Origin of the sequence: Heyndrickxia faecalis (assembly GCF_040267745.1) — a bacterium.
Lineage (GTDB): Bacteria > Bacillota > Bacilli > Bacillales > Bacillaceae_C > Weizmannia > Weizmannia faecalis.
In genome coordinates this window covers 3,006,497-3,029,790 of sequence record NZ_CP158453.1, presented here as the reverse complement: position 1 = coordinate 3,029,790, position 23,294 = coordinate 3,006,497, and the positions used below count along the sequence as shown (strand labels likewise).

At 47.5% G+C, this 23,294-nt stretch carries 15 protein-coding genes, 1 pseudogene and 1 other annotated feature; of the genes and pseudogenes, 5 read left to right on the top strand and 11 right to left on the bottom strand.

All coding sequences use genetic code 11. From position 1 onward, the window contains the following. Positions 1-477 precede the first annotated feature (477 nt). Positions 478-1,761 (top strand): methyl-accepting chemotaxis protein, encoded by a 1,284-nt coding sequence (locus ABR335_RS14560; RefSeq protein ID WP_350346301.1) that lies wholly within the window; start codon positions 478-480, stop codon positions 1,759-1,761. A 187-nt stretch (positions 1,762-1,948) separates the two neighbouring features. Here ABR335_RS14560 and ABR335_RS14555 read toward each other — a convergent pair whose 3' ends face one another. Continuing rightward, positions 1,949-3,259 carry a transposase family protein gene (locus tag ABR335_RS14555; RefSeq protein WP_014096942.1) on the bottom strand — a complete coding sequence of 437 codons (1,311 nt, stop codon included), beginning with the start codon at positions 3,257-3,259 and terminating at the stop codon, positions 1,949-1,951. A 253-nt stretch (positions 3,260-3,512) separates the two neighbouring features. Between ABR335_RS14555 and ABR335_RS14550 the strand changes: the two genes are divergently transcribed. After that, a complete protein-coding gene (locus tag ABR335_RS14550) occupies positions 3,513-3,830 on the top strand; it encodes a hypothetical protein (protein ID WP_350346300.1) in 318 nt (105 codons plus the stop codon). 134 nt (positions 3,831-3,964) lie between these two features. Here the strand turns inward: ABR335_RS14550 and ABR335_RS14545 are convergent, their stop codons facing one another. The 9 genes and pseudogenes from ABR335_RS14545 to ABR335_RS14505 all read right to left on the bottom strand — a co-directional run bounded on the left by ABR335_RS14545 (position 3,965) and on the right by ABR335_RS14505 (position 15,927). After that, complete coding sequence (locus tag ABR335_RS14545; RefSeq protein WP_350346299.1) at positions 3,965-4,804, bottom strand: energy-coupling factor transporter transmembrane component T family protein; 840 nt, start codon at positions 4,802-4,804, stop codon at positions 3,965-3,967. Next, positions 4,755-6,503, bottom strand: coding sequence for an ABC transporter ATP-binding protein (locus tag ABR335_RS14540; protein WP_350346298.1), 1,749 nt, complete (start codon positions 6,501-6,503; stop codon positions 4,755-4,757). The genes ABR335_RS14545 and ABR335_RS14540 overlap by 50 nt, the downstream gene beginning before the upstream one ends. 20 nt (positions 6,504-6,523) lie before the next feature. Beyond that, positions 6,524-7,082, bottom strand: a pseudogene (locus tag ABR335_RS14535) (ECF-type riboflavin transporter substrate-binding protein). Between the two features lie 12 nt (positions 7,083-7,094). Further along, positions 7,095-7,949, bottom strand: a complete 855-nt coding sequence (locus tag ABR335_RS14530; RefSeq protein WP_014096103.1) for an SAM hydrolase/SAM-dependent halogenase family protein — start codon at positions 7,947-7,949, stop codon at positions 7,095-7,097. Positions 7,950-7,997: 48 nt separating this feature from the next. Then, positions 7,998-8,261 (bottom strand) — a binding site (T-box leader). A 226-nt stretch (positions 8,262-8,487) separates the two neighbouring features. After that, on the bottom strand, positions 8,488-9,258 hold the full coding sequence (locus ABR335_RS14525) for a 3-hydroxybutyrate dehydrogenase (RefSeq protein ID WP_014096102.1): 771 nt from the start codon (positions 9,256-9,258) through the stop codon (positions 8,488-8,490). 25 nt (positions 9,259-9,283) lie between these two features. After that, entirely contained in the window at positions 9,284-10,711 is a 1,428-nt protein-coding gene (locus ABR335_RS14520) for a GntP family permease (protein ID WP_168985892.1), read from the bottom strand. A gap of 249 nt (positions 10,712-10,960) precedes the next feature. Continuing rightward, positions 10,961-12,418 (bottom strand): CoA-acylating methylmalonate-semialdehyde dehydrogenase, encoded by a 1,458-nt coding sequence (locus ABR335_RS14515; protein ID WP_014096101.1) that lies wholly within the window; start codon positions 12,416-12,418, stop codon positions 10,961-10,963. 392 nt (positions 12,419-12,810) lie between these two features. Then, positions 12,811-14,007 carry an iron-containing alcohol dehydrogenase gene (locus tag ABR335_RS14510; RefSeq protein ID WP_350346297.1) on the bottom strand — a complete coding sequence of 399 codons (1,197 nt, stop codon included), beginning with the start codon at positions 14,005-14,007 and terminating at the stop codon, positions 12,811-12,813. Positions 14,008-14,148: 141 nt separating this feature from the next. Beyond that, positions 14,149-15,927 (bottom strand): sigma-54-dependent Fis family transcriptional regulator, encoded by a 1,779-nt coding sequence (locus ABR335_RS14505; RefSeq protein WP_017551925.1) that lies wholly within the window; start codon positions 15,925-15,927, stop codon positions 14,149-14,151. 241 nt (positions 15,928-16,168) lie between these two features. Here ABR335_RS14505 and ABR335_RS14500 point away from each other — a divergent pair, with 241 nt between their 5' ends. Then, positions 16,169-18,535, top strand: coding sequence for a TIM-barrel domain-containing protein (locus ABR335_RS14500; protein ID WP_026104659.1), 2,367 nt, complete (start codon positions 16,169-16,171; stop codon positions 18,533-18,535). Positions 18,536-18,680: 145 nt separating this feature from the next. Beyond that, positions 18,681-20,642, top strand: coding sequence for a DUF2339 domain-containing protein (locus tag ABR335_RS14495; RefSeq protein WP_251459671.1), 1,962 nt, complete (start codon positions 18,681-18,683; stop codon positions 20,640-20,642). Between the two features lie 385 nt (positions 20,643-21,027). Here the strand turns inward: ABR335_RS14495 and ABR335_RS14490 are convergent, their stop codons facing one another. Next, positions 21,028-22,251: an IS110 family transposase gene (locus ABR335_RS14490; protein WP_013858393.1), complete on the bottom strand. Its 1,224-nt coding sequence runs from the start codon at positions 22,249-22,251 to the stop codon at positions 21,028-21,030. A gap of 232 nt (positions 22,252-22,483) precedes the next feature. Between ABR335_RS14490 and ABR335_RS14485 the strand changes: the two genes are divergently transcribed. Continuing rightward, positions 22,484-23,221 carry a class I adenylate-forming enzyme family protein gene (locus ABR335_RS14485; RefSeq protein ID WP_350346296.1) on the top strand — a complete coding sequence of 246 codons (738 nt, stop codon included), beginning with the start codon at positions 22,484-22,486 and terminating at the stop codon, positions 23,219-23,221. Positions 23,222-23,294 lie beyond the last annotated feature (73 nt).

Sequence of the window (23,294 nt, the reverse complement as noted above, 5' to 3'; positions counted from 1 at the left end):
ACAAAATGGGAAGCCTTCCTTTTTTGGTTTTCGGTAAAAACCGGATCAATTTTCCAGCCATTGCAGAAAAGGACGTAAATTTGAATAGGCGAGGCAGGATGGGAATGAGTCAGCAAGAATGCAAAGATCGGATAGAAAAAGCAGCAAAAACTTTGTACCCCGCCTGGTTCTACCGGAGAAAGAGCCATTACCAAGCCCTTCGTAATAATGGGTATCACAGTGCTTCCCGAGCAAAGCCCCACTTGCTTCCGCTCCCTATTCACACAAATTTTTAATAATTCTACAAAATTCCGCAAAGGATTGATATAATAGATACATAGTCTCAGACATTGGATCGTATTTGGAAAAACAACCTGTTCATAAATTGCAGATTGATGCTGGGTACATTGTCCTATGGATATCTTTACGGATTCCGGTTTGCAAGGGGATATCCATTTTAAAAAACAAATCTACCGCAGTGGAACCAGGGGGAAGAGGATGAGCAAACTACTACATACGACTGCAGCGAAAAAAGCACTGGCTAAAGTTGAAAGGGTGGCTGAAAAGGTAAGGCAGGTTTGGGATTCGCAAAAGTCCATTGAAGAGCAGGCCGATTCCATTCGTTCCCTGCTTGATCAGGAACTTGCGCGGGATGAATACTTTGTGATTGTGGATGAAAACGGTGTGGGTTATATCCATACGAACCGCCTCCGGGAAGGAACCATTTTTAATGACAAAGTGGGGCTGGCTGCTGCCAGTACCAATACTGGCCTATTACAGATGTACCCAAGAGATACGGGGGAAGTGCTCATTGATGCCTCGTGCCCGCTTTTGACTGAGCCAAATGGAAAGCGCTTTAATTTGCGGATGGGCAGGCTTGTTCATCAGCCGTTTATCGGTCTCCTTTTTGGGGGGATAGCGGTGGTGTCGAGCGTAGCAGCATCATTGGCCGCCTATTTTTTTCATCAAGACCTGGTGGAAACAGGCAGTGTGTTCGGAATTACCCTTATCGTCAGTCTTATGCTTAGTTTGGCCGCCTATTTGATCATCACCCATCAGCTGCGGCATTGGTATGCGGTTGCAAGAAAGATTTCTTCGGGGGACTTGAGCGCAGTGGTGAAAACAGTAGGGCTGCGCAATGAGTTCCATCAAATCGGCTATGAAATAAATAAGATCATTTTAGGCATCCGGGCAATGATCCGCGACTTTAAAAATGGAAGCGAAACGGTGGAACAGATAAGCAAGGAACAAGAAATGGAATTGCAGCACATTTCCGCAGCTTTTGAACAAATCTCTGCGGCTGTTCAAACTTTTCGGGGCGGCGCTGAGATTCAGGGCAATTCGATTGGAAATGCGAATGAGATGGTGGAAAAGATGATGGAAAAGGTATGGGAAATGCAGGAAGAAGCGGAGAATGCTGTTGCCGGGGCGGATGAAGCACTGAGAGATGCAAGTAAGGGAGAACAGGCTGTACAATTGGCGAAAAACCAAATGAAGGCGATTCAGGATGAGGCTTCAAATACAGCGTCTAATATCCGTTTGGTAGCCGAAGAAGCGAAAACGGTCATGGAAAAGGTGTCGGCCATTACGGAAATTTCCAAGCAAACGAATATGCTGGCACTTAATGCCTCGATTGAAGCGGCACGGGCTGGCGAGGTCGGAAACGGTTTTGCGATTGTCGCCAATGAGGTGAGAAAACTGGCGGAAGGAACAAATGTATTTGCCGAACATATCATGTCCTCTATGAAAAAAACAAGGGAAGATTTAGAAGCACAGTTCTGAAGAGTAAATTCATCAATTTTTAGATGTTTTATGATAAAATGACTTATCCACATTTAGAAAATTTTTCCATCTATTTTTTCTGCTTTCAAAGTCAAAAAGAGCCGAATTTGCAAATTTCTTTTTTAAAATTGTGGATAACTTCAAAAAAACCTTTTTTTACATCACATCCTTTGCTATAATATAACCATTAAGTAAACCTTACTTGTATTGGCTTACTTAAATGGGTGAAATCCTCGTCTGTTAAAATGCGTGTCCGAAACGATTCCAACAGATTTGAGGATTTTTCTTTTGCCGTTTTTTTGAGTGCTTTTAAGATTGACGAACCTTTTTCAAACAGCTGTCTAATAATATCTGTTATTTGAACTAATAAATAATGATTTTTCATGGCTGTGTAGTTTTGGCTATTGGCATGTTCTATATTGTAACGATTATTTTTTTGTTCGTTAAATCCTTGATTTTCAATCTTCCAGCGGCTTCTTCCTGCAGCGATGAGTCGTTCCACGTTCTTTTTCGTGATTTTAATATCCGTTATAAATACATACTCTTTCGATTTCCCATCCTCTGTTTTCATTGTGGCCTCCATCAGATTGACCGTTCTGTCTTTGTAGGCAATATCATTCACCCAAACTAATGAATTCTGATCCTTACTTTGTTCCAGCTCTTTTATTGCCTTAAACTCCGTCGAGATACTTTTAATTCTCCCTTCCTTAAATCTGCATATATATTTCCATTTGTGCGCCCTGCACAGATTAAATACCGTTTCACATGCATAGAGACTATCTCCCAAGATACAAATCGGTAGTCTTTTAAATATTTTTTTTATTTTCTTTGCCAGCCTGTCGAAGGCTTTTAATTCACAATCTTGCTTAGAAACATTTTCTGATTCATTTTCGATAAATTCGGAGGCAATACTGAAGACCATATCCCCCACGACAAGCTTGGCTTCAAGTACATGGTGCATATAAAGTACGTTCGTTTCTCCTGTTTCTTTATTTGTATATGCCCGTCTCAGGCAGTGTTTACAATGTTTCTTATGAAAGGTGTGTAATCCAGTTCCATCAATGATGACACCCCAGTACTTTCCTTCAATTCGATAAGACTCGAGAGACCTTTTTTTCAATAATTCTTTAATCATATACGTTCTAATTTTTTCTAATTCATTTACATCTAAGCCAGATAAAAAGTCGTTAATTGTATCATAATGTGGAAGTTCTTCAAGAAAATCTAAGCCTAACACCTTCCCTACATTTTTAATACATTCTTCTTTATTAAAACGCTCACTCATGTTTCTCATGGATTTTAGGCCGGTCATATTTTTCAACATCATCGTAAATAAAAGGACCTCTGGACCATAAGTGATATAGCTTTGATGTCGGTGGTCTGCTACCTTTTTTAGGTTATTCATCAGGTCTTTGAAAAAATGCTTCTGAATTTTAAGGAACTCGAAAAAATAATTTGCTTCTTTTTCACGATTTCTTTTTTCTTTTCTAGTAACCAAAATAAAAACCCCCTCAAAACAGCCAAGTTTAATTAGGGCTTGCTGAACGAATCAAATTTTAGCTTGTATTCGACTTGTCACTAAGCCATACCAAAATATTCGTCCAGCAAGCTCTAATTATTTAAATTATTACATATTTGGCCGTATTTTTGGGGGGGATACTTAAATTATCACGAAAAATTTTTACTCCTCAGAGCTGTTAGAAGCAGCTGTTGCGCAGGTTGAACATAATGTAAAGGCGATCGATAAGGGAATGGAGATTGTTTCGCAAACCGGTGAGACCATTATGCAATTAACAAAGAGCGCCGTCCGGACCCAAGACATGGTCATCCATAATCGTAAGTCTGTTCAAAACATCACGGAGGAGGGGGAAAAGCTTCAGGAAATGATAAAAGAAATAAAAACGATTACGGAAGATTTCACCAAAACAGTGGCTGAAACGAACGCCAGCATGGAAATTCAGGTGGAAGGCGTAAATTCAATCGCTCAGAATGCAACACAGCTGGCATCGGAAGCCAAGCATCTTAACCGCATTGTAAAAAGATTTCGGGATGGAAAAGACATTTTTTAAAAAGGGGACGCCCATTTCGCAAGCGCGACGTGGACGCCCATTCTGAAAATAGGGGGAGTGATTTTCATTTTTTACGGATGCATTCATTGCGGTATGGGTGTTCCTCCTAAAAAGAACCCCAAACCAAGCCTTAATCAAGATAACTTAAGAAACGGGTTATAAAAGCGGCTGCCGTTGTGAAAGGTGACAAGCAGTGAAGCAACCAAGATGGCCAAAAAGACAGCCATTGTTGCATAGTCCTTTAACTGAAAAGGGCGTGCACTGTACCAGGTGCGTTTTTTATTTTTTCCGAAGCCGCGTAGTTCCATCGCGTTGCTGATGGTTTCGATTTTATCAAGGCTCGACAAGATGAGCGGAATCAGGATGGTTGCCGCATTTTTTATCCGTTTCGGCAGCTTTTCTTTGCGTGACATATCTAAGCCTCTTGCCTGCTGGGAAAGGGCGATATTGTGAAAGTCCCGCTGAATATCGGGAATATAGCGGAGCGCTAGGGCAACCGCAAATGAAATCCGGTAGCTGATCCCGATTTTATTGAGCGATGCAGCAAACTCGCTTGGATGCGTCGTTACAATAAACAGAAGTGCGGCTGGAATGACCGTGAAATATTTGAGTGTAATGTTAAACTGGTAAAAAAGCTGTTCCCACGTGATATTGTACCGGCCGGCAATCGAGAACAGCACATGGCTTGTCCCGTAAATTTTTACACCCTGTCCTGGCGAAAAAATATAAATCGCAATGTTATTCAAAAGCAGAAAAGCCAAGATAAAAAGCAAAATAGATAATACTTCCCGGATCTTGATGCGTGAAATGTAAAAAATAACAAGGCTTAAAAGAAAAAGGAAAAGAAGCACACGTGTATCATAGGTAAGCATGGCAGCAAAAGACCACATCAAAAAGAGAATCAATTTTGTCGCGCCAGTCAATTCATGGACGGGGGATTTCCGCTCGATATAAGACAGCATTTCGGTTGCCATTTGTCTGTAGCCCCCTTTCGTACGTGATAAAGCGTTCCGTGAAACTTTCCGGGTTCAAATGTAGCCGGTTTGCAAGCGCATAGAGGGATGTCTCTTTTAAATTGGCACGTCGGATTATGTCAGGATGAGTTAAAATTCCGGCAGCCGAACCGTCGGCAATTTTTTCTCCGTCTGCAAGTACAATGGCGCGCGGCGTATACTCCAGCATGAGGTGCATGTCATGGGTGATGAAGAGAATTGTGATGCCTTTTTTGTTCAGTTCCACCAAAAACTCCATGATTTCATGGTAATGCATATAATCCTGGCCGGCAGTTGGTTCATCGAGAATCAAAATATCCGGTTCCAGTACGAGAATAGAAGCAATGGTCACCCTTTTTTTCTGTCCGAAGCTGAGCGCGGAAACAGGCCAATTCCGAAAAGGGTAAAGACCGCAAAGCCGCATGGCATTTTCTGTGCGTTTTTTGATCTCTTCCGGGGAAATTCCCCGGTTGGCCAGACCAAGCGCAATTTCATCGAAAATCATATGTTTTGAGATCATCTGGTTCGGGTTTTGCATGACCATGCCAATCCGAAGCGACCGTTCTTTAATGGTGTCGTTTGTGACGTCTTTCCCTTTGTAAAAAATTTTTCCGGAAGAAGGTTGTTCAAAGCCGCAGATCAGACGTGACAATGTTGATTTTCCTGCACCATTTTTCCCGACAATGCTTACCATTTCCCCTTTTTGGATGGTGAAAGAAAGGTTTTTGAGCACAGGCTGCCCGGGTTTATACGAAAAAGACAAATGATGGATTTCAAGCACCGGCTCTGTTTCGATGCGGGCAACCGGCTTTTTGGCATGTTTATACCAGTTTAAAAGGGCGTCTTTGCACCGGCTGAGTTGAAATGTATCCAGGTGGGCCGGATGCATTTCAGGTGTAATGCGGCAGCCGGCATATTTTGCAGCTTTGACATAAAGCGGCTCCCGGATATGGCACGTTTCCAGCACGGAAGAAGAAAGCAATTCATCCGGCGTACAATCGCTGATCATGTTGCCTTCATCCATCACAATGACTCGGTCTATTTTTTCAGCCAGTACATCCTCAAGCCGGTGTTCAATGATTATGACGGTCACGTTTGCTTTTTTTCGGATGTCCGAAATAAGCTGAATGGCTTGCTTTCCGGTTGCCGGGTCGAGATTTGCGAGCGGTTCATCAAACAAAAGAATTCCTGTATGGTCCACCATTACACCAGCAAGAGACACTTTCTGCTTTTGGCCGCCTGATAATTCATGTACACGTGCTGAAAGCTTGTTTTCAATACCGACTGTCCGAGCTGCTTTATCAACGGCATTATGCATGTCACGGAGCGCGAGACCCTCATTTTCCAGGGCAAAAGCGATGTCCTCGCCGACGGTTAAGCCAATGAACTGTCCGTCCGGATCCTGTAGCACTGTCCCGACTAATTTGGATATGGAGAAAATGTCCATATCTTTTGTTTCTTTTCCGTTTATCTTTAGACTTCCGGATACTTTGCCTTTATATGAAAAAGGAATGAGACCGTTAATGCAGTGGCCAAGTGTGCTCTTCCCCGACCCGGACTGCCCGAGGATCAGCACGCTTTCCCCCTCATAAATCGTTAAATTGATATCATGCAGGGTAGGGGTGGCCTGACTTCTGTATTGAAACGTATAATTCTGGAATTCAATGACGGGCTTTTTCATCTTTTCCTCCCGGTATTCTATCATTCTTTTCGGAGACTACCGCTTTTGCTTCTCGTTTTCGCGTAAGCAGCAATCAGCAATGTTCCGATAATCCCGACTGTCACCATGTTGGACACACCCGCGACAATGCCTTGTAAAAATACTTTATTGGCAGGTTCCGCATAGATAAGGATGTCGAGCAAAGGGGCAACAAGAAACCATCCGATTGCTTGGGCAATGACTTGTACGATATTAAACAGAAAAATCTTTTTGCCGTTTAGAATGCCGGATTCGATGTCTATTTTTTTCGAAACAAGGCCGAATAAGAAGCCGACAAGGGTAGAAACGATCACCCAGCTCCACCAGATAGACCCGTAAGAAATGGCATCCTTTAAGGCATGCCCGATCAAGCCAATCAGGGCGCCTGCAACTGGGCCGGCCGTATACAATCGACATAAGGGCAAGAAAAGCATAAGACGTTTCAATGGTCGTATTCGGGATGCCGGTCGGGATGGAAACAAACCTGCCCAAAATAATAAAAACGGCAGCGCCAATCCCGATTGCAACAATTGTGACGATCGATCTTCTGTTTGATTGCATGTCGTGTTCCCCCTATTTTTGATATACAATTTTCGGTGCTTTGCGGATGGTAATGTTCCATTTGATACCGGTATCGATATGGTAGGCTTTTGCGAAAGAGCCCTGGTTGATGGCGATGCCGAGTTTGTACAGGGAATTGATGTACAAAAGCGGTTCGCCAATATGGCTGTCGGCAAAAGAATGGCCGAATGTCATAATGTTTTTATAATGCTGGCGGGATTCGTTAAAAATCGTGACTTCGAACGAATCGCCGTAGTTGACGTCCAATTGCCTGAACAAGGAAGAATCAATATTGGTCCATAAATTGCCGAAACGGACATCCAGCGTATCGATCGTGCCTGTAATCACGCCATCCTGAAGCTCCGGTGCTTTTCTCGGCAGTTCAATAATGGAGTCAGCCGGAATTTCCGGCCCGATTTCTTCAAAACGGATCACCCCGGCAGCCAGCTTTGCGCCGGTGTAGGCATATACATCACGGCCGTGAAACGTATACGATTCTTCTGAATGCGGGAGCCGGTTGGTGGTTTCGTCAATTTCTCTGGCGGCCACAATCGTGTCTTTAATGTGGGTCAGGGTGCCGTTATCCGGTGTGATGATGTACTGGCCGTTTGCCGTTTTGGCGGCAATGCTGCGCCGATCGGATCCGACACCGGGGTCGACCACGCTCACAAACACGGTATCCGCCGGCCAGTAGGAAATCGTCTGGTACAGCCGGTAAGAAGCTTCCCAAATATGGTAGGGTGGAATTTCATGGGTCAAGTTAAAGATTCGGAGCGCTGGGTCAACCGAGACTGCTACCCCGTTCATCGCGGCTACGGCGCCGTCGCATAATCCGAAGTCTGTTTGAAGTACCAATGGTTTTGTCATATCATTTCCTCCTTGAATTTTGAAAAATAAAAAACCACGCCCCTATACGATAAGGGCGTGGTTTGAATTCACGCGGTACCACCTTCGTTCACTGTTTACTCACATAAACAGCCTTAGCCAGTACGGGAGCCTGCAATCTCCTTATACTGCGGCGCTTTAACGGGCGCTCTTCCCGCCGGAACCTACTTACGGTTAAGCTTTCAGCACGGAACTCCAAGGCCATTTTTCCGGTTCGTCCTTTTGCTTCTTTTCAGCAACCGAAGCTCTCTGTGAAAATTCGTGAACCGTACTTTTCCTTTTCCTCGTTTTTGGAATGAACTTTGAATTCATTATAGGATTAATCATTTGAAATTTCAAGATAAAATTTTATAATTTTGCTTTTTCATCAAATCCCGTCTTCTATCCTGAAAATATACATCAGCTGATTTTCGTCTTTTTGCTGGTGCCGCGCTCACTGCTGTATTGGCGTCTAATTGCGGCCGTGCCGTTTCCGGGTTGGTTGCAGATGAAAACGGCACGATTTCTGACGCTCCGCCGGTTATTGCGCCGTATACCCTCCGTCAAGCACGGCTGCCTGGCCGGTGATACCTTTTGCTTTATTGCTAACCAAAAAAACGGCATAATCAGCGATTTCTGTGACAGAAAGCAGCCGTTTTTGCGGGACAAGGGGATAAATCACTTCCTCAAGTACTTTTTCAAAAGGCACTTTCCGCGTTTCTGCCAGGTCTTTCAGCTGGTTGCGTACAAGCGGCGTGTCGACATAGCCCGGGCAAATGGCGTTGACACGAATGCCATGCTCCGCCCCTTCCAAAGCGGCTACTTTCGTCAACCCGATCACCCCGTGTTTGGCGCTGTTGTAGGCGGCTTTGCCGGCAAACCCGATCAGACCGTTAACGGATGCCATGTTTAAAATCGTGCCGCCGCCCTGTTTTTTCATGATGGGGAAAGCATATTTGATGGCCATAAAAGGGGCTGTCAGCATGACTTTAATCAGCAACTCAAACTTCTCTGTCGGAAAGGCTTCAATCGGCGAGACGTACTGGAGCCCTGCGTTGTTGACGAGAATATCCAGACGGCCGAATGTGCCTGCCGTTGTTTCAATCACTTGCTTCAAGTCTTTTTCGATCGTAACATCACACGGTGCAGAGACAGCGCCCAATTCATCAGCTGCTTTCTGGCTTGCTTCGGCGTTTTTATCGGAAATCACGACATTGGCGCCTTCTGTTTTAAAAGCGCGCGCAATGGCAAGGCCGATGCCGCTTCCTGCCCCTGTCACAAGCGCGGTTTTTCCTTCAAGGCATTTTTCCATCCCTTTTTCCTCCCTGTAATTCGGATCAAATGATGCCAAATATGGTGTAGAGTGCAATGGCAAAGAAAACAGAAACGGTTTTAATGATGGTGACGGCAAAAATATCACGATAAGACTGCTTGTGCGTCAAACCTGTAACGGCAAGCAGCGTAATGACCGCACCGTTATGCGGAAGGGTATCCATACCGCCGGATGCCATGGCAACAACACGGTGCATGACTTCGGGCGGAATATGGGCAGCGGCAATGGCTTTGTTGTACTGATCCGCCATCGCGCTCAGTGCAATCCCCATGCCGCCCGATGCCGAGCCGGTCACCCCGGCAAGCGTTGTTGTTGTTACAGCGCCGTTTACAAGCGGATTTGTAAACGTATGGGAAATACCGTGGCTGATTGTTGTAAAACCGGGAAGCGAGGCAATAACGCCGCCAAACCCGTATTCAGCTCCGGTATTCATCGTTGCGAGCAGAGATCCGCCGATACTTGCATTCAATCCTTCTTTTATATTTTTCGTTACCCTTTTCCAGTCAAAAGCAACCGTTGCCAAAATGCCCATGACAAGCGCCATTTCCACCGCCCAAATGGCAACCACTGCGTTGATGTCCACCGTGCCAAAAGCGTCAAGGCCGATTTTGGAAAAATCGAATCCGTCCGGGTACCATTTCGGGATATAGGTGGTAAAAACTTTGTTCATGACACCGACAAGAACGAGCGGGACAAAAGCAAAAATCTGCCTAGCCAGCGATTGGCTTGCGGAAAGATCCGGTGCTGGTTCCTGTTCGGCTTCAAGCGCCGCGGCCGTTTCTGAAGAAAAACCGTAATAGCCCTCGCCGGATTTTTCTGCTTTTTTCCGCCTGTATTCCAAGTACAATAGGCCGCATATCAGCACGAATGCACCGCCGAGCAGACCGAGAACCGGTGCTGCATAAATGTCTGTTTTAAAGAAAGTGGTGGGGATCACGTTTTGGATTTGCGGCGTGCCAGGCAAAGCATCCATCGTAAACGTTAATGTTCCTAAAGCGATTGTCCCGGGAATGAGCCGTTTCGGAATATCCGCTTCCCGAAACATTTGGGCGGCAAACGGATAGATCGCAAACACGGCTACAAACAGGCTTACACCGCTGTAGGTCAGAATCGCCCCAAGCAGCACGATGGCAAGCATCGCCCGTTTTGCGCCGATGAGCTGGACGATCGTTTTGGCAATAGATTCTGCAATCCCGCTCATTTCCACCACTTTGCCGAAAATGGCACCTAAAAGGAAGACAGCAAAATAAGATTTAATAAAGCTGACCATCTTTTCCATAAACACATTTGAAAAGAACGGGAGCACATATTCCGGCGCCGTCAATAGTACGGCGAGCAGCGCGCACAAAGGGGCAAACAGGATCACCGAGTACCCCCTGTATGCAACAAATATTAATAGGCCCAGCGATAATAAAATGACGAAAAAGTCCATCTTCATCCCCCATTTTTCAATTTGAGAAAACGGTTACATTTATGAGCGTATCCGATTTGCCAGCAAACCTGTTTCCATAATCATAATAAAATGCAGCTGCCACAGTTGAATCAGCTTTCGATTGCAAGCATTACCCCAAAGTATTGTTGCAAAAGCGTCCGAGGATCTGCCCGGGTTTTTCAACTCATTCGGACAACCGGACTGCAAAAAAGAAAGCAGAAGCCGCCACGCCGGGCAGCTCCTTGATTTTTACCACCTTGCTGTCAGCATTTTCCGGCGGGTGTAGAATTCGACGCCGTCTGTGCCATTTGCGTGAAGGTCGCCGAAGAAGGAATTTTTCCAGCCGGAAAACGGGAAAAAGGCCATGGGCGCAGGCACACCAATATTAACGCCAAGCATGCCGGCCTGGATCTTTTCCCTGAAGTAGCGGACATTGCTGCCGTCTTTCGTAAACAGACAGGCGCCGTTACCAAACTCAGACTGGTTTGCCACTTCAATGGCTTCTTTCAGGCTTCCCACGCGCACAACGGAGAGGACCGGCGCAAAAATTTCATCTTTCCAAATGCGCATATCCGGGGTGACTTTGTCAAAGATGGTCGGCCCGAGGAAATAGCCATCGCCGTGCGTAGCCGCATCTTTTCTGCCGTCCCTCACCAAAACGGCGCCTTCTGCTATTCCGGTTTCGATATATTTTTCCGTACGTTCTTTATGTTCTTTTCTGATAACCGGTCCGAGGAACACACCTTCATCGAGGCCGTTGCCGATTTGGATTTCATCCGCTTTCTGCTTCAGTTTTTGCAAAAGCGGTTCGGCTGTGTTTCCGACAGCGACCACAACCGAGCAGGCCATGCACCGTTCGCCGGCTGACCCGAAAGCAGCGCCGATTACTTCTTTTACCGCGGTGTCCAGATCGGCATCCGGCATCACGATCGTATGGTTTTTGGCGCCTGCTAATGCCTGCACCCGTTTTCCGTTGGCTGCCGCGGTTTTATACACATATTCAGCCACTGGTTTTGACCCGACAAAGGAGATTGCGGGCACGTCTTCGTGTTCCAATAGACGGTTGACAACATCATGTGCGCCATGGACGATATTGAGCACGCCATCCGGCAGACCTGCTTCCCGGAACAATTCTGCAAGCCGGTTGGCAAGAAGTGGTGTGCGTTCCGACGGTTTCAGGACAAAGGTATTCCCCATCGCGATAGCCAGTGGAAACATCCAGCACGGCACCATCATCGGAAAATTGAACGGTGTAATGCCGCCTACAACACCGACCGGGTAGCGGTACATGCCGGATTCCATATTGGTTGCAATATCCGGCAGCTGTTTTCCCATCATGAGTGAAGGGGCACCTGCGGCAAACTCCACACATTCAATGCCGCGCTGCACTTCCCCGTAAGCTTCCGTATAGCTTTTTCCATTTTCCTCGGTAATCATTTTGGCGAGTTCATCCCAATGGTCCACAAGCAGCTGCTGGAATTTGAACAAGATACGCGCACGTTTCGGAACGGGCGTTGTACTCCACGTTTTGAAAGCCTCTTTTGCTGCTTCTACCGCTTCATCGACATCAAGCGCAACGGAGAGCGGCACTTCTGCAAGCAGGTCGTCTGTCGCAGGATTCGGGACAGCCTGGTAACGGGTTGTTTGCGGCTCAATCCATTTGCCGCCCACATAGTTTTTTAAAATATTTTTCGTCGTTGTGTTCAACGTCAACAGCTCCTTTTTAGAAATGAAATACAATATGTTTTCAATGATGGGGCACAGCTGCAATGGCAAATCAGCTGTGAATTTGTATTTAAGTTTTGCCCCAGTTTGCACGATGGTTGATTTTTGACAAAACAGGGTACAGCGTAGCAATGATCCGGCCATTTTATACCGAAAAAATTTTCAGAGTGAGCGCTCATGCCGCTTTTTCCCGTTGTAAATTTTCCGGATAAGCACGCCGTCCGCAAATCAGCGGCCACAATTTTTCAGGATAGGCGCCCATTTAACGCGGTGCCAGCCGAAGATTAAAAATCAGCCGCTGCAAACTTCCAGCACCGGCCAGCCTAAAAAATGGCCTGGCATGCAGCATATGGAATCTGAAAAGGCCGGCTGCTCTATCCCCGAGCCTGCACTTCCCCCGAAAACTGGTAATCATAGCAAACAAGATATAAATCTTCTATTTCCTTTTGCGAAGGAACCCGTGGATTGTTTTGCGGGCTGCCGCTGGCAAGGGCATCAGAAGCCATTTTGTTTATGGCGCTTTCAAACGGTTGCTGTGGAATGCCCCAGCCTCTTAAATTCGGGATATTTAAATCAAGGCACAGCTGCTTGACGGCACGGACGGCAAGATCAGCCGCTTCTTTGCCGGACAGGTCTTTCGCTTCCGGTGAAAAAATTTTCCCGATATCCGCGAGCCTTTCCAAACAGACGGATTTACTGAATTCAAGCACGGCAGGCAACAGCATGGCATTCGATACGCCGTGCGGGACGTGGAAGAGTGCGCCGATCGGCCGGCTCATTCCGTGCACAAGGCAGACAGAAGCGTTGGAAAATGCCATCCCCGCTTGCAAAGAACCGAGCGCCATGGCATCGCGAGCTTCCATATTTTCCCCATCTTCGTAGGCACTTTTTAAGTTCGGGATGATCAGCCGCATAGCGGACAGGGCAAGCGTATCGGTTAACGGATGCGCCCTTCTTGAAATATACGCTTCAATCGCATGGCTTAAGGCATCTACACCGGTTGCCGCTGTCACCGATTTCGGGGAAGACTTTGACAAAACAGGGTCCACAATCGCGACAGCCGGCATAAAGGCAGGCTGCTTGATCATCATTTTGACATCATTGGCAGTATTCGTAATGATCGTGGCGTCTGTCGCTTCTGACCCCGTTCCGGCCGTTGTCGGAACCGCAATATGCGGGACAGGCGGCTTTTCTGCTATTTTCCTTCCGCCCATGTAATCGCCGATATAACCACCGTTCGTTGCGACAACGGCAACGGCCTTGGCTGTGTCAATGCAACTGCCGCCCCCGAGAGAAACCAGCAGGTCGCAACTTTCCTGTTGAAAAAGGGCGAGCGCTTCAGAGACATAGTGGTCAACCGGTTCTGAATGGACACCTGTATATACGGCGCTTTTCACACCGGCTTCCTGCAAAATGCGCTGGCACGCATCCGCGTTTCCAAGCCCGGCCATGATTTTATCTGTGACAATTAAAGCTTTTTTTCCTCTTCGGGCCGCCTCTTCACCGATTTTTTCAAAAGCTTGTTTTCCGTAAAGAATGGTTTGCGGGGTCCGGAATACGGCTTGCCTCATTTTATTTTCACTCCTTTTGTGATGCTGCCTTTTTAAATGCAAAAAGCATGCCAAAAGCGTCTCGCAGAACTGGGCCTGTTTCATGCCGGGAAAGTGTAGGAAAAACACGACAATTGTAGCGGACTGGCTACACTACAGGCGCTACAAGTTATATTTTTTGATTTTCTGGTAAAGCGTTGTGCGGTGGATACCGAGCAGTTCCGCCGCTTTCGTCTTATTGCCGCCCGCATTTTTCAGCGCCCGGATAATGAGTGCTTTTTCTTGCGCCTCGCCCGCTTCTCTGGCGCGGCTGATCAAAGATTCAGCGTAGATGTCTTTTGCCGGTTGAACCTCATGAATCGCTTCCGGCAGATCGCCACGGCTGATTTCCGGCCCGTCGGCGAGTGTCACAAGCCTTTCCACCGTATTGGCCAGTTCCCTTACATTTCCTTTCCATCCGTAAGCCATCATCGCTGCAACTGCCTCTGAACTGATCCTTTTTTCAGGCAAATCGTAACGCCGGCAAAACGCCTTCAGAAAATGGGAAACCAAATCCGGTATATCTTCTTTTCGTTCGCGGAGCGGGGGCAAATGGATCCGGATAATATTCAGCCGGTAATATAAATCCGCCCGGAACGTGCCGGCTTCTACCATTTCTTCAAGATTGCGATTGGTAGCGGCGACAATCCTCACATTCGTTTTATATTTTTTTACGCCGCCAACCCGCTCGGCTTCTTTTTCCTGAATGGCACGCAGCAGTTTCGTCTGCATGGCGGGCGATAATTCCCCGATTTCGTCCAAAAACAGCGTGCCATTTTCCGCCAATTCAAATTTCCCGGGCTTCCCGCCTTTTTTTGCGCCGGTAAACGCGCCTTCTTCGTAACCAAACAGCTCGGATTCAAACAAAGGCTCCGGAATCGCGCCGCAGTTGACGGTAATAAACGGCCCCCGTGCATACGGGCTCAATTGGTGGATGCTTTTGGCAAACAGCTCCTTTCCAGTTCCGCTTTCCCCTGTTATCAAGACCGTTGCCGAAGTCCGTGCCGCCCTTCTTGCCAGCCGTTTTACGCGGGAGATGCTTTCGCTCGTTCCTAAAATTTGTGTGAAGCCGGCTTGATCCGGCATCTTTTTGGAACCTGTTTTTTCTTTCCGGGCGGACAAAGTATCCTGCTGCAGCCGCTCAAAAATTTGATACAATTCCGAGACGCCTTCAAAAATCAGCATGCCAATCGCGCCGACTACCCGGCCCCCTTTCCAAATCGGGATACGGTGGACGACCATTGCCTGCCCCTGAATATATTGGATGACACCGCGCTCAGGGATGGCCGTTTTAACAGTGACATGCAGATTGGTATTTTCAATGACTTCGGTGACATGCCGCCCGATCGCATCTTCCCGTTTGATGCCTGTAAACCGGCTGTATGCCTCGTTGAATTCGATGAGAATACCGTTTTCATCAACAACGGCAATGCCTTCATAGGCGCTCTCCAATACGGCGTTTAAAATCTCTGCTGTGTTTTTTGTTTGCGCCATTTGCCGGATATAGTGCGCAAGGCCGTCCAATAGATCCTGCCTTGTAAGGATGCCGGTGCATTTCCGGTTTTCATTCACGACCGGAAATGCAGTAAAAGGCAGGGACAACAACTCAAGCAGGCTGTCTTGTTCAGAGATTGCAACAAAATTTCTCTTCGGCAGGGCGCGCAAGACCGGTTCATTTTCCATATGATCCAACAATGCGGCGAGGACATGATGCAGCGTCAGCATCCCGACTGGCTGGTCGGTTTCATCTGCGACCACAAGGCTGCTTAAATTTTGCTCGCGCATGATGCATGCTGCTTCCCGGAACACGGTCTCCGGCCGGATGATATAAGGGCAAGGGGACATCCAGACACCTGCTTTTAACATGCTTTCCGTTTTTTCATAGTAAAGCGGTTTTGCCATTTCTCATTCCCCTTTTTGAAACGAAGGCTGCCGGCATACCCGGCACCATTCCGTTTAAATCGTTTTTAAGCATGCAACGAATAACTTCTTCTTTTCTTGCCGATTTCCTTTTGAAAAGTGCCATTTGTAAAATTTTTTTGCCGGATCAGCATGATTTATCATGGGAAAAAGTTTGCTGTTTGGAGGAAAAAGGGAAAAGGTTGCATGAGCGTATAGTAAAATGAAAAAAGGGTGGTCCGTGATGAAGGAAGAAAAAATGCGTTTTCCATTAAGCCCTAAGGCCAATCCGCAGGCTGTTATAACTGGGGAGCATTACCGGTTTACCGTGCTGACGCCGAAGCTGATTCGCTTGGAATATGCGGAAAACGGCATGTTTGAAGACAGGGCGACACAAACCGTGCTGAACCGGGCGTTTCCGGTACCGGCATTCCGGAAGTTGGAAAACGATGTTTCGCTTGAAATCATCACCGAAGCTTTCCATCTGCACTACCTTAAGAAAGGCCCGTTTTCGCCGAATGCACTTTTTATTGATGTGAAAAGCAATTTTACAAACCACAAGAACCGCTGGTATTTCGGAACACCGGTGGAAACATTGAAAGGCACAGCCAGAACGCTGGACCAGGTGGATGGGGAAATCGATTTGGAAGAAGGCATTCTTTCTAAAAAAGGTTACGCGGTGCTGGATGATTCGGAATCTTTTATTCTTGTTGATGAAGAGACGATTGAACCGCGCAAGAACAAAGGCGTGGATCTTTATTTTTTTGCGTACGGCCGCAGTTATCTGGAGGCATTGCGTGATTTTTACAAACTGACAGGGGCGCCACCGCTTTTGCCCCGGTTTGTGTTCGGAAACTGGTGGAGCCGGTACTGGCCGTATAAAGAGCAGGAATATAAAACGCTTGTGGAGCGGTTTGAAAACGAGGATATTCCTTTTTCTGTCGCCGTGCTGGACATGGACTGGCATCTTGTGGATATTCCGGCAAAATACGGGAGCGGCTGGACAGGCTATACGTGGAATAAGGAGCTGTTTCCGGATCCAAAATCGTTCTTGGACTGGCTGCATGCACGGCATTTAAAAGTAACGCTCAATCTGCATCCGGCCGACGGGGTGCGTGCCTATGAGGAAATGTATCCGGAAATGGCTGTAAAAATGGGCATCGACCCGGAGACGGGAGACCCGATTTTATTCGATATCAACAACCGCTTTTTCCGTGATGCGTATTTTGCGTACTTGCACCATCCGCAGGAAAAAGACGGCGTTGACTTTTGGTGGATTGACTGGCAGCAGGGGACAAACAGTTCGATTGAAGGGCTTGATCCTTTGTGGCTTTTGAATCATTTCCACACCTTGGACAGGTTGAAGTCCGGAAAGCGCCCGCTCATTTTATCACGCTACGCCGGCGCCGGCAGCCACCGTTATCCCATCGGTTTTTCCGGCGATACCGTTGTATCCTGGGACTCTTACCGGTTTCAGCCGTATTTTACGGCAACAGCTTCAAATATTGGCTACTCATGGTGGAGCCATGATATCGGCGGCCACTTCGGCGGGGCGCGTGATGACGAACTGGCTGTGCGCTGGGTGCAGTTTGGCACTTTCAGCCCGATCTTGCGCCTGCACAGTACGCAGAGTGAATTCATGGGGAAAGAGCCGTGGAAATACGGGAAAGAAGCGGCGGATGCAATCAAGGCATTTCTACGGTTAAGGCACCGGCTGGTTCCGTATCTTTACACGATGAACTGGCGGACGCATCATGACTTACTGCCGCTTGTCATGCCAATGTATGATTTGTATCCGCTTAATGAAGAAGCGTATGATGTCCGGCACCAGTACTTTTTCGGCAGCGAACTGGTCGTTGCACCGGTGATGGAAAAAAGAAATCCGGCGCTTGGTCTCGCGTGTGTAAAGGTATGGCTGCCGTTTGGCACGTGGTACGACTTTTTTACCGGCCACCGTTATGAAGGCGGCACGAGGTTAAACGTGTACAGAGGGCTTGGCCGTTTGCCTGTTTTTGCGAAAGCCGGCGCGATCATTCCACTTGCGGGGCACTGCCCACATAAAAATGGAACCGGAAATCCGAAGCAACTGGATGTACTGGTTTTTCCGGGGAGCACAAATACCTTTGTACTGTATGAAGATGACGGGGAAACGCTGGCATATGAAGATGGGGCGTATGCCTTGACGAGATTTGAACTCGACTGGGAGGAGCAGAAATTTATTGTGCATCCGGTTGAGGGCGACTTGCGTGTTTTGCCTGTTCCAAGAGAGATCCGGATGCTGTTTCGCGGATTCGGAAACATCGAAATATCCGGGTATTCGGCATCCTATGACGAGGCAACAGATACAATGATTGTGCGGATTGCAGCATACGATCCGAAAAAAGGGGCTGCGGTTTCATTTTCGGCCGGCACGCACGATGTTCGCGCACGCCGCTTGCAGGATTTTTACGGGCTGCTAAACGCGGCACAGATTGCTTATCGTTTGAAAGAGGAGATTTATACTTTGGCCCGGGAAGAAGAGGCGCCTTTGAAAATACTGGCCCGGCTGCGCACCATGAATCTCGACCCGGATTTGTTTGATGCGGTGTTTGAGCTGATCTACAGGGAATAAAGCGGCTGCCTGCCGGGGACAGTTTTTTTGGTGCTGCCTGATGTATTTCATAGGTGTGCTGATTGGATTTGGCGGGTAATTCCCGGAAGGCATACTATTAGATTTGGCAAATGAATTTTGAATGTAAAGTATAAGGATAGAAAAGATGAGTTCAGAAAATCCGGAACTTAAGCCAGGGGAATTATTGCCATTGGGAAGGGAACTTGCAGTTGGGTTATCCGGATTTGGAAAACGGTACGCTTGCTGGTTGCGGGTCAACCGGCAAAATCCGCCTCAACCTGTCGAAAAAAGACAAAATGAGAAGGAAACCAGACTGCCTGCTTCGAATATCTTTAAAGAAGAAGAGAAATTGAGGGGGGACCAAATGGACCGGATTGAACAGCTTGAACTAAGAGTGGCCGTTTTGGAACAGGAAGTGGCAACATTAAAAACTGACCTTGCAGCGAAACAAGGAAACCAGCCGGCCAAAAGGGAAGCCGCTCAAAGCACCATACCAACCACAACCAGCACGCCGGATAAACGGGTTGAGAAAACCGCACCACGCATAGAGGATGCTGAGACACCGGTGCAGAAAACACCGGTTCAGGCGAAGTCGGAACCGGTTGATTGGGAATACCGACTCGGGAGGGTGTGGCTGCCGAGAATCTTTATTTTCGTGCTGCTTCTGGGCATCATTTTTGCCTTTACCATTGTGGCCATTGCGGGGACGGAACTAATCAGGGTTTTGCTCGGTTTTGGCGTGGCCGCTGTGCTGTACTTTTTTGGGGAGAGACAGATTAAGAAACAAATGGTGGCACTTGGAACCGTGCTGCTGTCCGGCGCCGTTTCCGTTGCTATTTTGACGACGTTTGCGATGCATGTTTTGTACGGTTTCGTGCCGCCTTTCATTGCATTTATCCTGAACCTGATCTGGATCGGGCTTGGGCTGTTTCTTTCTGACCGGCACCGTTCGGAAGCGATTGCGATTTTAACTGCATGTGCCGGGTATCTTGTGCCGTTTTTGGTTGAAGGAAAGGAACATGCCGCCCATTTTGTTATTTGGTATGAAACGGCATTTTATGCGCTTTTGCTCTTGTTTGCCGTCCGGAAATCTTACAAAGCGCTGTTTTATATGGCAAGTGGGCTGTGGCATGCCGCCGTTTTTATCCTTTATATCAATCTTTTGATCGATCAAGTTGGTGCAGGGATCTCGTATTCTGTTGTGCTTGGGGCGATCATTCAGCATGCGCTGCTTTGCTGGGTCGCTTTTTACAAGAAGGGAATGGGAGAGGCAACGGTGCCGGTCTTATTCTCAAGCTTTGTGCTGACAACCGGATGGGCTTATAGTACGCTGGAGGAAGTGCCGGGCATATTGCTGCAAGCATCGCTTCAACATGCGCTGTTTAATCTATACTTATTGGCCGCTGCAGTCGCTTACGGCTGGTTTGCCTACTACGGCCGGGAAAAACAAAACCGGGAGCAGATCTCTGTCTCCATTTCCATTTGTACAGTAAGCGTTGTTTATTTCCTGTACCAAATTTTGCCTGATCATGTGTTAAATCTTGCCGTGTATTTTATTGTAGCCACGGTCGCCATTTATCTTGGCTTTCATTTTAAAGCAGTCATTCAGCAGGTTATCGGGTTATTGCTTTATATTTTTACAACTTTTCAATTATTTTCCACCGTATGGATCCGGGATGTGTTCAGTGCGGAGACTTTCGTGTGGCTTGTTGTGATCGGGACGATGCTGTTTTTCTACCGGATGCTGGCTGCAGCTTCGTTGAAACAGGAAGGGCTGAAAAACTTTATGATCGCCGTAAATGCCTTTTTTCATCTTGTTTTTCTTACCCAGCTGGCAGGTGCGGTTGCAGAAAGCTGGTCCGTCAGCCTGCGGATGATGCTCCAGTCTTTTGTCTGGATGGTATATGCTGCAGCTGGAGTGGCGCTCGGGGTTTGGAAAGACAATAAGAAGATCCGGCTCGCGGGGATGATCCTGCTTTTGATCACGCTTTGTAAACTGATTTTTGTCGATATGCATACCGTCAACCTTTTCATCCGGACGATTTTGTTTATTGCGCTCGGGACGGTCGGGTTGATTGTGTCAAGGCTGTTCTATGTGAAAAAATAGTGTGTTATTGCCTTGCACCTATCACCTGAAAGAAGGCAGGTGATAGGTGCAGTTTTTTTAAAAAAATATGGCTGAAGAGGCGGGCAGTTTCATACGAAACCTGCGCAAAAACAGGGCTGTGCCGGGCATTTCCGGTACAGCCCTGTCCTATTTTCCAAGTATATCCGCCTGGACGATGCATATATTGTATTGATAAACGATGGAATGAAAGCGTAATCATTATTAAAAAGTCCTACGGTGTGATGTCAAGGGTTAAAAACAAGTGAATTGGAAATTTTGTTGGCTCTATGTCGTAAAAATGGCAATACTGAACTAAGCCTCCAGATAATTGGAATAATCTGGAAGTTTTCAAGTTCAGGCTATCGATGATGGTTACCTGGTTACCTCATCGCGTCACCTTCTTTTTCGGCGCATAAATTTGATCGTTGCGGAGCAGCGCATCGATCAGGCGCACCAGTTTTCTTGCCGTTAAGACGAGGGCGCGTTTGTGTGAGTGCTTATGCACCTCACGATATTTCTTTTGGTAAAAGGCGCGGTACTCAGGTTCGTGTCGCCGGACCAGATTGGCAGCCTCAACCAGGTAATACCGGAGATAACGATTGCCTGTACGCGCAAGCATTTTGTCATCAGCCTCAAAATCACCCGATTGGTGGCGGGGCCAGAACAATCCAGCAAATTTTGCGATCGCGGCTTGGTCGTCAAAGCGCTCAATGTCGCCGATTTCAGCGAGAATCCCAGCACAGCTCACCGGGCCTATTCCCGGAATGGTCTGGAGGGTATTCGGGATTCCATCAAGAACGCGGGCAATCGCCTTATCCAAATCCTTGATTTGGCGTTTAAGATGCCGGATGATCTCAATAGAACTGCCCAGGACCAAGTCAATCGAATCCTCCACACATTTAGAAAGCCGGTAAGAGGACCGGGCAGCTTTTTGGATGGATGCGGCCAAATCCTCGGGATCGCTAAAGCGGCCATGGCCTTTGGTCTGGAGATACATCGCTAAGTCCTCCAGAGGCATTTGGGCAATTTCATCGAGGCTATAGGCCTCAAGCAAAAATTCCGTTATGGCATGGCCGAAGACCGGTGTATCCACTTCAAGGTTAAAGGCACTGAATTTGAAAAACAGATGATTCAAAAATACCTGTTGTTCCCGGGTTAAACTTTGAATCAGGTGATAGCGCATCCGTGTTAACCGTTGAAGGGCAAGGTATTGTTCTGACTGAATCACGGATTTCGGCAATCTCCCGAAACGCAAGCGGTCCGCAATTACCCAGGCATCTTTGGGATCGGTCTTGTCCATCTCGGCATAAGCCTTTTTGAAATTTCTCACCAGCTTCGGATTCAGGGTAAACACCTTTGTACGACGCTGTTTCAGCTCGGGATCTTCATGGAAAAACATTGCCGGGTGCCAACTATACACAGATGTGGCCTCCATGGCGATCTGGATGGTGTCATCCGCCTCCGCATGTTGGAGGATGGCGTCTCTTAACTCAGAGGCACCGGGAAGATTGTTTGTCACCGTTTGGGTGGCCAACGTTTCCCCCATTCCATCCATCAGGCAGGCATCGAGGTTTTTGGAGCTCACGTCAATACCGACAAATAAGGGCATATGATTTCCTCCTCTCTGTATTGGGATCGATGGAATCGGACGCTTCGGGATATCCCCAGATGGCTTGCCGATCTGTCAGCCTCGCGTATGAGAACTCATCCGGGCCGTGGGCTGCCTGGAACTGCTCATTTCCAGCACGGAGATCCGGAGGAACGGCCTACGGGTTAGACGTTCAAGCAAGAACCTGGGGATGCAGACTTTTCGAGTAGTCAGGCTACAAGGAGGGGAAGCATTGACCCAAACGATCCTAAGACCATTATCCGGGAACATCGCGAAGCGTCCAAGTCCGAACTTGTATTCCGGGCGAGCCCGGAATACAAAATCTTATATTCACTTGTCAATGAGCAGCAGAATGAACTGGAAATTGACATCCACTTTGGATTTAAACTTATTATACGAGGAGGGTATGCCGTATAAACCAGGGTCTGTCGGTGTGCCGATCCCTGGCGTTGAGATTAAAATTGTGGACCCGAATGATTTGGAAGTGCCGGCTGGCGAGGTCGGGGAGCTGGTGGTCCGCGGCGATAACATCACCCCTGGCTATTACCAAAATAGAGAAGAAACAGCGCGGGTTTTAAAGAACGGCTGGCTTTATACAGGGGATCTTGCGAAAGTGGATGAAGACGGATATTTGTATATCGTCGACCGTAAAAAAGATTTAATCATTCGTGGCGGTTTTAATATTTACCCGCGTGATATCGAAGAACTGCTTGCCCGCCACCCCGCTGTGCTGGAAACGGCAGTGATCGGTGTGCCGGATGAGCGGATGGGGGAAGAAGTGCTCGCTTTTATCGTGAAGAAGCCGGGAGACGAAACGTCAGCGCAGGATTTGGCCGCGTATTGCCTCAAGCATCTCGCGAAAAACAAAGTGCCGAAAAAATTTGTCTTTCTAGATGACCTGCCGCGCAACGGGGTCGGGAAAATTTTAAAAACGCAGCTGAGGAAACAAGCTGCCGATTTGCAACCGTAATGGCGGTTGTTTTTTTTGTGCAAGCGCTGTGTCCGGCACATAAAAAGGCTTTTACAGGAAAAATAGCGGCGAA